General features: G+C 74.5%; 7 protein-coding genes and 1 pseudogene. 6 read left to right on the forward strand and 2 right to left on the reverse strand.

What is annotated here, in order from left to right; translation table 11 throughout:
- Nucleotides 1–30: 30 nt before the first annotated feature.
- Nucleotides 31–870, reverse strand: coding sequence for an EamA family transporter (locus ACI79G_RS17205; RefSeq protein WP_456882335.1), 840 nt, complete (start codon nt 868–870; stop codon nt 31–33).
- 199 nt (nt 871–1,069) lie between these two features.
- On the opposite strand from ACI79G_RS17205, the gene ACI79G_RS17210 reads away from it, so the two are divergent.
- The 3 genes from ACI79G_RS17210 to ACI79G_RS17220 are packed head-to-tail and all read left to right on the forward strand — an operon-like array spanning nt 1,070 to nt 5,401.
- Entirely contained in the window at nt 1,070–2,137 is a 1,068-nt protein-coding gene (locus tag ACI79G_RS17210; RefSeq protein ID WP_456882336.1) for a phenylalanine--tRNA ligase subunit alpha, read from the forward strand.
- Nucleotides 2,134–4,605 (forward strand): phenylalanine--tRNA ligase subunit beta, encoded by a 2,472-nt coding sequence (pheT, locus tag ACI79G_RS17215; RefSeq protein ID WP_456882337.1) that lies wholly within the window; start codon nt 2,134–2,136, stop codon nt 4,603–4,605. Before ACI79G_RS17210 ends, pheT begins: the two co-directional genes overlap by 4 nt.
- Entirely contained in the window at nt 4,598–5,401 is an 804-nt protein-coding gene (locus ACI79G_RS17220; RefSeq protein WP_456882338.1) for an SDR family NAD(P)-dependent oxidoreductase, read from the forward strand. The genes pheT and ACI79G_RS17220 overlap by 8 nt, the downstream gene beginning before the upstream one ends.
- A gap of 12 nt (nt 5,402–5,413) precedes the next feature.
- Here ACI79G_RS17220 and ACI79G_RS17225 read toward each other — a convergent pair whose 3' ends face one another.
- The gene (locus ACI79G_RS17225) at nt 5,414–6,295 is read right to left on the reverse strand and encodes a diacylglycerol/lipid kinase family protein (protein WP_456882339.1); all 882 of its coding nucleotides are present in this window, start codon (nt 6,293–6,295) and stop codon (nt 5,414–5,416) included.
- 275 nt (nt 6,296–6,570) lie between these two features.
- Between ACI79G_RS17225 and ACI79G_RS17230 the strand changes: the two genes are divergently transcribed.
- The 3 genes and pseudogenes from ACI79G_RS17230 to ACI79G_RS17240 all read left to right on the forward strand — a co-directional run.
- Nucleotides 6,571–8,214, forward strand: coding sequence for a P-loop ATPase, Sll1717 family (locus ACI79G_RS17230; RefSeq protein WP_456882340.1), 1,644 nt, complete (start codon nt 6,571–6,573; stop codon nt 8,212–8,214).
- Entirely contained in the window at nt 8,207–10,345 is a 2,139-nt protein-coding gene (locus ACI79G_RS17235; RefSeq protein WP_456882341.1) for a hypothetical protein, read from the forward strand. The genes ACI79G_RS17230 and ACI79G_RS17235 overlap by 8 nt, the downstream gene beginning before the upstream one ends.
- Nucleotides 10,346–10,446: 101 nt before the next feature.
- Nucleotides 10,447–10,574, forward strand: a pseudogene (locus tag ACI79G_RS17240) (N-acetyl-gamma-glutamyl-phosphate reductase); the annotation flags it as partial.

A 10,574-nucleotide genomic window follows, 5' to 3' on the forward strand; every position in this document is an offset into this window, starting at 1 on the left:
CGACGGCGGACTCGCCCCTTCGGGGGAGCCTCAGGCCGGGAGCGCGATGAGGACGACGGCCGCGCCGGCCGCCGCCAGTCCGGCCGCCTGCGTCGCGACGAGCCGCTCGCGCAGCACGACCTGCGCGAGGACGACGGTGCTCACCGGGTACAGCGAGGCGAGGATGCCGGTGATCGCCAGCTGGCCCTGCTGGGCGGCCAGCAGGAACAGCGCGTTGGCCGCCATGTCCCCGATCCCGCCCAGCACCACCACGGGCAGCACCCCACGGGGGACCGACAGCGACCGGGAGGCCAGCCGCGCGACCAGGACCACGGCCAGCAGCGCGACCACGCGCGCGGCCACCAACGGGCTGAGCCCGGCCGCCTCCCGGGTCCGGTCGAGCAGCACGAAGAACAGGCCGAAGGCCACGCCGGAGACCAGCGCGGGCAGCAGGCTGGCCGGCCGGGCGGTGCGCAGGGAGCCCAGCCCGTCCTCGGCCGCCACGAGGACGACGGCCACCAGCGCCAGCGCGATGCCCGCGACCGCCCACGGCCCGATCCGCTCGCCGAGCAGCAGGCCGCCGAGCACCGGCAGCGCGGCCGCCGACACCGCGGTCACCGGGGCGACGACGCTCATGACGCCCTCGGCCAGCGCCCGGTAGAACAGGACCAGTCCGGTGGCGCCCGCCAGCCCGGCCGCGGCGCCCCAGGCCAGGTCGGTGCCGGTGGGGTCGCCGCCCAGCCACGGCAGCAGGGCGCTCACCGCGAGCAGCCCGGCGAGCTGGGCGAGCGCCACGACGGCGAACGCGGTGGCCCGCCGGGCGGCCAGGCCGCCGCAGAAGTCGGCCGCGCCGTAGACCACCGCGCTGGCCAGCGCGAGCAGCACCGCCACCTCGTCCTCCTTCCCGGCCCGTTCGTACGCGCCATCAGCTCGTGCAACACCCAACACGGGGCCGGCTTCCGCGGCCGAGGCGGGTTGGCGCTCTCGTTGCGTTCTCTGTCCCTCCTCCGGCGGGATCTCGCACGTCCCGCGCCGCTCCGGCGCGAGCCCGGCAGCAGCGCCCGCGCGGCCCCGGGCAGAATGGCCTCCCGTGTCTGGCGCCAACGACCCCTACGACCCCAAGCAGGTCGCCGCCCTCTCACCCGAGGCCCTCGACGCCGCGGTCGCCGAGGCCCAGCGGGCGTTCGCCGGCGCCGGCGACCTCGAGCAGCTGGCCGCCGCCCGCCCGGCCCACCTCGGGGACCGCGCGCCGGTGCTGCTGGCCCGCCGCGAGCTCGGCGCCCTGCCGCCGGCCGCGCGCGCCGACGCCGGCAAGCGGGTCAACGCCGCCCGGGTCGCGGTCACCGAGGCCTACGAGTCCCGCAAGGCCGCGCTGGAGGCCGAGCGCGACGCGCGGGTGCTGGCCGAGGAGCGGGTCGACGTCACGCTGCCGTGGGACCGGCTGCCCCGCGGCGCCCGGCACCCGCTGACCACGCTGACCGACCGGATCGCCGACATCTTCGTCGGGATGGGCTACGAGGTAGCCGAGGGCCCCGAGCTCGAGGCCGAGTGGCTGAACTTCGACGCGCTCAACATCGGCCGCGACCACCCGGCGCGCACGATGATGGACACCTTCTTCGTCGCCCCCGAGGACTCCGGGCTGGTGCTGCGCACCCACACCAGCCCGGTGCAGGCGCGCACGATGCTCTCCCGCACCCCGCCGATCTACGTCGTCGCGCCCGGCCGGGTGTACCGGACCGACGAGCTCGACGCGACCCACCTGCCGGTGTTCCACCAGGTCGAGGGCCTGGCGGTCGACCGCGGGCTGACCATGGCGCACCTGCGCGGCACGCTCGACCACCTCGCCCGCTCGCTCTTCGGCGCCGACGCGGTCACCCGCTGGCGGCCGTCGTACTTCCCCTTCACCGAGCCGTCGGCGGAGTTCGACGTGTGGTTCCCCGAGCACCGCGACGGCCCCCGCTGGGTCGAGTGGGGCGGCTGCGGGATGGTCAACCCGCGGGTGCTGGTCGCCTGCGGCATCGACCCGGAGGAGTACTCCGGCTTCGCGTTCGGCATGGGCATCGAGCGGGCCCTGCAGTTCCGCTCCGCCGTCGGCGACATGCGGCACTTCGCCGAGGGCGACACCCGGTTCACCACGGCGTTCGGAGTCGAGCAGTGAGGGTCCCCACCGGCTGGCTGGCCGAGCACGTCGACGTCCCCGCCGGCGTCGGCGTCGAGGAGCTCGACGCCGCCTTCGTCCGGCTGGGCCTGGAGGTCGAGGAGGTCCACCGGCCCGCCGAGGTCACCGGCCCGCTGGTCGTCGGCCGGGTGCTGGAGATCGAGGAGCTGACCGGTTTCAAGAAGCCGATCCGCTGGTGCCAGGTGGACGTCGGCGAGGCCGAGCCCCGAGGCGTCGTCTGCGGCGCCCGCAACTTCGCCGTCGGTGACGCCGTGGTCGTCGCGCTGCCCGGGGCCGTGCTGCCCGGCGGCTTCGCGATCGCCGCACGGAAGACCTACGACCGCGTCTCCGACGGGATGATCTGCTCGGTCCGCGAGCTGGGCGTCGGCGAGGACCACGCCGGCATCCTGGTGCTGGGCGACAGCGCGGACGACACGACCCCGCCCCCGGGCACCCCGGCCGGCCCGGTGGTCGGCCTGGACGACGTGGTCATCGAGCTGGCCGTCACCCCCGATCGCGGCTACTGCCTGTCGATGCGCGGCATCGCCCGCGAGATGGGCACCGGCCTGGGCGTGCCGTGGCGGGACCCCGGCGCGCTGACCCCGCCGGCCTGGTCGGGGGAGCCCGCGTGGCAGGTGTCGGTCGAGGACGCCGACCGCTGCGACCGCTTCTCGATGATCGCGCTGGAGGGCCTGGACCCGACCGCGCCGAGCCCGTGGTGGATGCGCCGGCGGCTGGCGCAGTCCGGCGTCCGTAGCATCTCGCTGGCCGTCGACGTCACCAACTACGTGATGCTCGAGCTCGGCCAGCCGATGCACGCCTTCGACCGCGACCGGGTGCGCGGGCCGATCGTCGTCCGCCGGGCGCGCGAGGGTGAGCGGCTGACCACGCTGGACGGCGCCGGCCGCGCGCTCTCCTCCGACGACCTGCTCATCACCGACGACTCCGGCCCGATCGGGCTGGCCGCGGTCATGGGTGGCGCGTCCACCGAGATCGGCGACGGGACGTCGAGCGTGCTGCTGGAGGCGGCGCACTGGGAGCCCACCGGGGTGGCGCGCACCGCCCGCCGGCACCGGCTGCCCAGCGAGGCGGCCAAGCGCTTCGAGCGCGGCGTCGACCCGGAGATGACCGTGGTCGCGCTGGCCCGCGCCGCCGCGCTGCTGGCCGAGTACGGCGGCGCGCGCGTCGTCGGCTCCCTGGTGGACGTCGACACCCGCGGCCCCCGCCCGACGATCGCGCTCGACCCCGCGCGGCCCGGCCGGGTCGCCGGCGTGCCCTACCCGCCGGCGCAGGTCACCGAGCTGCTGACCGCGGTCGGCTGCTCGGTCGACGGGGACGACCCGCTCACGGTCACCCCGCCGACCTGGCGCCCCGACCTCACCGACCCCGCCGACCTGGTCGAGGAGGTCGTGCGGCTGGCCGGCTACGACGACGTCCCCTCGGTGCTGCCCACGGCCCCGCCCGGGCGCGGGCTGACCGAGCGGCAGCGCCGGCGGCGGGCCGTCGGGCGCTCCTTGGCGGAGTTCGGCTACGTCGAGGCGCCGTCCTTCCCCTTCGTCGGGACGGCGGCCCTCGACGCGCTGGGCCTGGCCGAGGACGACCCGCGCCGGCAGGTCGTGCTGGTGCGCAACCCGTTGTCGGAGGAGGAGCCGGCGCTGCGGACGACGCTGCTCCCGGGGCTGCTCGCCGCGCTGGCGCGCAACCTGTCCCGCGGCATCCGGGACGTGGCGCTCTTCGAGCACGGCGCGGTCTTCCCCGGCGGGGAGCGGTCGGCGGCTCCGCTGCCCGGCGTGGACCGGCGTCCGGACGACGAGACGCTGGCCGCGCTGCTGGGCGCGGTCCCGGAGCAGCCGTGGCACGTCGCCGTCGCGCTGGCCGGCGACCGCGAGCCGCGCGGCTGGTGGGGCCCGGGCCGGCCGGCCGTCTGGGCCGACGCCGTCCAGGCCGCCTGCCGGGTCGCCGAGGCCGCGGGCGTCGAGCTGACCGTGCGCGCGGGGGAGCGGGCGCCGTGGCACCCGGGCCGCTGCGCGGAGCTGCTGGTCGGCGGACGCGTGGTCGGGCACGCCGGCGAGCTGCACCCGCGGGTGTGCGCGGCCCTCGACCTCCCGGCCCGTACCGCGGTGATGGAGCTGGACGTCGACGCGCTGCCGCCGGCGTCGGTGCCGGTGGGACCGCACCTGTCGAGCTTCCCGCCGGTCTTCGTCGACCTGGCCTTCGTGCTGGACGAGGCGGTGCCGGCCGCGGCGGTCGAGGAGTCGATCCGACAGGCCGCCGGCGACCTGCTCGAGGCGGTGCGGCTGTTCGACGTCTACACCGGGCCGCAGGTGGGTGAGGGGCGCAGGTCGCTGGCCTGGTCGCTGACGCTGCGGGCGCCGGACCGGACGCTGTCCGGCGAGGAGGCCGCCGAGGTCCGGCAGCGCGTGGTGGCCTCCGTCGAGGAGGCGCTGCAGGCCGAGCTCCGTGGCTGAGCTCGCCGGCGTCGCGCTGGTCACCGGGGCGTCGAGCGGCATCGGCCGGCACCTGGTGCAGGGGCTGGCCGCCCGGGGCATGGCCGTGGCCGGGCTGGCGCGCAGCGGCGAGCGGCTGGCGGCGGCGATGGACGAGGTCGCCGCCGCCACCGGCGCCCGCACGCTGGCCGTGCCCGCCGACGTCACCGATCGGGCCGCGGTGGACGAGGCGGTCGCGCGGGTGCGGGAGGAGCTCGGGCCGGTCGACCTGCTGGTCAACAACGCCGGGGTGATCGACGCGGCCGAGGAGCCGCTGTGGGAGGCCGACCCCGACCAGTGGTGGGCGGTCGTGGAGAGCCACGTCCGCGGCGCGTTCCTGCTCGCCCGCGCCGTCGTCCCCTGGATGGTGCTGCGCAACCGCGGCCGCGTCGTCGACCTCGCCAGCGGGATGGGCGTGCGCGCCCGCCCGGAGTACTCGGCGTACTCGGTGGCCAAGACCGGCCTGATGCGGATGACCGAGGCGCTGGCCGGCGCGCTCGAGGGCCTCGACGTGCGCGTCTTCGACGTGGCGCCCGGCGTCGTCGACACCCCGATGACCCGCGCGATGCCGATGTGGCAGGGCTTCACCGACTGGACGCCGCCGGAGCGCGTCGTCGAGCTGGTCGCCGCGATCGCCGCCGGGGAGCTCGACCAGTGGTCCGGCCGGTTCCTGCGGGCCGGCGCCGACGACCTCGCCGTCCTGCGCGCCACCACACCGGAGGACGCCGCCCGGCAGCTGCGGCTGCGCCCCTACGGGGACGGCGACCCGCTGGCCTGACCCGGCTGCCGGTCAGACGACGGTGGCCAGCGCCCGTGGTGCGATGTCGACGGCGACCGGCGTGTCCGCCTCCAGCTCCACCAGCTCGCCGTCCAGCTGCAGCGGCATGGGCGCCAGCGTCGTGAACGCGTAGTGGGTGGCGCTCGGCTGCCGACCGAGCCCGCGGGTCGCCGCCCGGAGGGCGGTCGCCAGCACCCGGAGCTTGCCGGTCCGCTGCTGCGTGATGACCTCGAACCGACCGTCGTCGGGGCGGCTGTCCTCGCTGAGCGTCGCGTACTTGGCCATCTGGTGGATGTTGGCGAACACCAGGCTGTCGATCCTGCGCCGCCTGCCGTCCTCGAGCCTGATGGGGAAGGGCCGGAAGCGGGAGAAGGACCGCACCACGGTCGCGATCTCCCGCCACGACCCCTTCCCGCACTCCTCCAGGTCGACGGCGACGACGGGTGTCAGGCCGACGCCGATGTAGGAGTGCGCGTACCGGACCTGCACGGCGGCGCCACTGCCGACGGTCAGCCGCAGCAGGTCGATCCGGCGGACGTCCCCGGCCACGATGGCGTCGGCCAGCGGTCGCTCCCGCGTCACCCGACGGTGGTCGTTGGCGTTGCCGGCGGCCCGTACGGCGCAGACGGCCTGGTCGTTGCCGCTCTGCATGACGCCGTCGACCACCTCGTTGTACCCACCGTCCCCGCTCACCGAGACCAGCAGCGGGCGCCCGGTGCCGGCCGCCTCCCTCGCCAGTTCGCGGGCGTGGCCGGCGTGCTGGGTGGGGCAGAGCTCCACCGGCACGGCCGGCAGCCTCCGCACCAGCTCGGCCCGCAGCTCCTCCGCGGACCGGGGCGCGTCCCCGGTGCTGTTCGGGTTGAAGATGATCACGATCCGGTCGAACGGACTCACGTCGGGACTCCTCGGGTGGGCGGCCGCTCGTCGGCTGTGCACCCTCATGCCCCCGGGGCGACCCGGGCACGCGCGAGGGTGCCCGACGTCGCCCGGCAGCCGCGACTGCGCCGCACCGGGACGACGAGCCGCTGGCCCGAGCGCTGCTGGGGCAGCTGTCCGCGGCCGGTGCCGCTCAGCGGTGATCCACCACCGTCGTCACCCGGTGGCTGTATCTGACGTCGGAGCCGCGCCTCCTCCGAGTACAGGCCCCGACGCTCAGCGTCGCGGGGCTCGTGCTCTTCCGGCACCTGGAGGACGTCATGGGAGCAGCGCCAGGGGAGCTGATGCGGATCCTCACGCGGAACCAGCCCCTCGGCCCGCCGTACACGGAGGAACTGCTCAGGAGCCCGCGGGGGATCTTCGAGCAGCTCTACGACCGCACGAACGGCTGCCACGGCAGCGCCGAACGCGACGACCCCGTCTACGTGGTCGGTCGCAAGGGCTCCGGGAAGACGGCCTTCCTGGTGGGAACGGCCTTCGTGGACGGTGCGAAGGTCATCCTCATCAAGTCGGAGGACGCCTACCACGAGATCGAGCGCCTGCGGATCCGGTACGCACGCGAGGTCGGTCCGCTCTTCGCGGAGAACCTCGCCCACGTGTGGGAGGTGCTCCTGACCCACGCCGCGATGCTGCTCTCGTACCGGGTGCCGGGGCTGAGACACACCGACGAGGGCCGGCTCATCGCGTCCTATCTCAGCTCGTACGGCAACCCGTCGAGTCTCGAACCAGGGAGACTGCTGGCCCGTGTCGGCAGTGCGCTGTCCGACGTCCTCGTCCGCTCGAACCCCGGTCTCACCGTCGAGGAGATGTGCGCGTCCCTGCGGACCGACGTCGCCACGTACGAGGTCGCCTACCGGTCCTTCGTCGACCTGACCAGGCGCACGCGGGTGCGCCTGTACGTGGTGGTGGACAACCTCGAGGACCTGCACGTGCACGTGGAGGAGCTGCGGACGACCCTCTCCGGGCTCTTCCGCGCCACCCGCGAGTTCGCCCGATCGACCGGGGGCCGGCCGTTCAAGGTCCGGTTCGCCTTCCCGGCGGAACTCGTGCAGCGCCTCCGGGACCTCACGGCCAATCCCGAGAAGGACTTCCTCGACTACCTCGTCATCCGGTGGACCGCGGCCGAGCTGATGACCATCGCCGGGAACCGGCTGCGGCGGTACCTCGACCTGTACCACCAGGACGACCTGCCGGGCCTGGGATTGCCGCGCCAGCACGACGAGCACGACCACCAGACGGCCGAGGCCACCCTCAGGGCGCTGCTGCCCCGGGGTGGCATGCGCACGGGACTGGGGTCCGACGAGGACCCGGTCGCCTACGTCATGCGGCACACGCAGCTCCTGCCGCGCCACCTGATCCAGATCCTGAACGAGATCCTGGCGCGCGCGGCGCGACACCGCCGTGGCGTCCCCGTCGCGACTCCTCAGGATGTCCTGGAAGGCGTCCGAGAGGCGGAGTTGCGCATCGTCGACGGGATCCTGTCCAGCTACTCGCACGACTACCCCTACATGGCGACAGCGCTCGGGTACCTCAAGAACCACATCCCGAACACGCTCACCTGCAGCGAGCTGCACCGCGCCTTCAACGCCGCCGGAGTCGCCCGGGCCGGCGTCGACTACAGCGACTTCCTGGAGGCCGCCCTCGACGTGGGCGTCCTGGGCATCGTCGACGGCTCGACCTCCAGGTACGCCGTCGGGCGCTTCTCCTACACGTTCACCGAGACCCTGCGGCCGGTCGAGGACGAGGACCAGGTCTGCGTGCACCCGCTGTTCATGTTCCGGCTCTTCGACCGGGGCGGGATCCGCCGCCTCCGGGACCAGGGGAGACTCCCGGTCTACCCGTACGGCTCGGACACGGGGCAGTTCGACCGTGACTAGCAGCGGGCGCTGGGCCTACCTGGACGGCGGCCACGAGGGCCGCAGCGTGCTCGGCATCTCCTTCTCCGGAGGCGGCATCAGGTCGGCGGCGTTCTGCCTGGGTGCCTACCAGGCCCTCTCCCGGCAGGGGCTGTTCCAGAGGGCGCGGTACCTGTCCGCCGTCTCCGGGGGCAGCTACATCGCCGGTGCCCTCACGGTCGCTCAGGGCAAGTCCGATGCCGAGGCCCTGCGGGGCGAGGCTGCGCCCTGGTCTCGGGGCAGTCCGGAGGAGTGGTACCTGCGGACGCACCTCAGCTACCTGGCTCCCGGACTGGCCGGTCGCCTGTGGCTGGTGGTGAACTCCGTGTACGGGCTCCTGCTGAACCTGCTGCCGCTCGTCGTCGGGTCCTGTCTCGCCGGCCGGGTCACCGGGCTGGTGTACGGGGCCACGATCCCCGGGATCGGGCGACCCTACGGCCGCCTGGCCGGCGCGGTCGTGTGGGGGTGCGCCGCGGCGGCCGCCCTGTTCCTGGCGGCGATCGTGCTCGTGGGCGTGCGGCGGTTCTTCGACAAGAGCCGGTTCCGTGCCGTGCCGGGGGAGCGGCCGCTCAGGAGGGCCGCGACAGCCCTCGTCGCGGGCTCCGGTGTCGTCGCCGTCCTGGCCGTCTGCCTCCCCGTCCTGGTGCACCTCCTCGGTCTGGCCCTGGCCGATGACCGGTCCTGGATGGGGAGGGTCGACCTGGGGTCCCGCCGCGTGCTCGTGACCGTGGTCATGGTGGTCGGGGTGGTGCTGCTGGGCGCTCTTGCCGTGCTGTCGGTGCGGCTGGGCCGAGCCCGTGCGTTCGCCGGCGTGCTCGCGTTCCTGAGTGGCTGGGGGATCCTCGCCGTCCCCTTCCTGCTGGCGGCGGAGGGGGAGGCACGCAGCGGCTGGAACGCCCCGGTGGACGCCTGGGTGCTCCTGGGACTGCTGGCCACGCTGGCGGTCTGCGGGTTCTGCATCCACAACCGCCGGTACTCGATGCACCTGTACTACCGGGAGCGGCTGAGTCACGCGTTCGTCCTGAGGCGGACCAGCTCGGCCGGTGGCGTGCGGGTGGCCCCCGTTCCCTACGACGACGAGGTGCGACTCAGCGACCTCGGTCGGGAGATCGAGGCCAAGCGCAGCTCCGGTCTGCCGTTCCCCGAGCTCATCGTGTGCGCGGCGGTGGCGGCCCGCGAGGGGGACGTGCCCAACAAGAGCTGGGCTGCCCCCTTCACGTTCGGCGCGTGCCGGTCCGGGAGCATCGACCTGGCACCCCTCGTGGAGACGTCGGAGCTCGAACGGACGCACACGAGGGGCGGCAGCGGCCTCACGCTGCCGTCGATGATGGCGATCTCGGGAGCCGCCATCTCACCGACCATGGGCCGCTTCACCCTTCCGGCGCTGCGGCTGCTGATGGCCCTCGCGAACCTGCGCCTCGGGGTGTGGATCCCCAATCCGTTCCGGGGCGGCGACACGGCGGCTCTTCCGTCGCGGGGTCACTCGCGCGTGCGCCGGGTGGGACGGGCGCTGGCCGCGGGGTGGCGGGAGCCGGGCGGGCTGTACGTGCTGAAGGAGGCCCTGGGGCTGGCGGGGACCCGAGGCCGCTTCATCCACGTCTCGGACGGCGGTCACTGGGAGAACCTCGGCTTGGTGGAGCTGATCAGACGCCGCTGCACGCACATGATCGTCGTGGACGCCAGCGCGGGTGGGCGCAGTCCGCTGCAGGACATCGCCCGCGCAGCGGCCCTGGCCCGGTCGGACCTCGGTGCCGAGGTGCGGCTGGACCCTTCGGCCACCCTGCCCTCGGCTGCGACCGGCAGGGCCGAGGAACCGGTCGCGGTGGGGAGCGTGACCTATCCCGACGGCAGCATGGGGGTCATCTACTACGCACGCTCCGTCCTGTGGGACGGCGTCCCGATGGACCTTGCCGTGTTCCGGGAGAAGGACCACCAGTTCCCCCAGCACCCGACGTCCAACCAGCTGTTCTCGGGGGAGCAGTTCGACGCCTACCGGGCCCTGGGCTGGGAGGTCGCCGCCGCACTGGCGCAGCGCGCCAACGTGCCCCTCGACCAGTTCGACGGTGGCGAGGCCGACAGCGAGGAGGTCGCCGAGTCGGTGCTCGTCATGTGAGGCCTCCACCCTGCAGCGGACAGCGGTGGGACGCACCCTCGAGGACGCGGCCCACACTCGTGTCGTGAGCAGTCATGCATGGCCGTGTATGGTCATGCATCATGAGCGGAGCGCGGACGTGGACGGTCGGGGTCACCGGCGCCACCGGGTACGCCGGGGGTGAGGTGTGCCGGCTGCTGGCCGGGCACCCGAACCTGGCGCTGGCCGGGGTGCACGCCAACTCGAGTGC

The organism is Geodermatophilus sp. SYSU D00779, assembly GCF_054050595.1.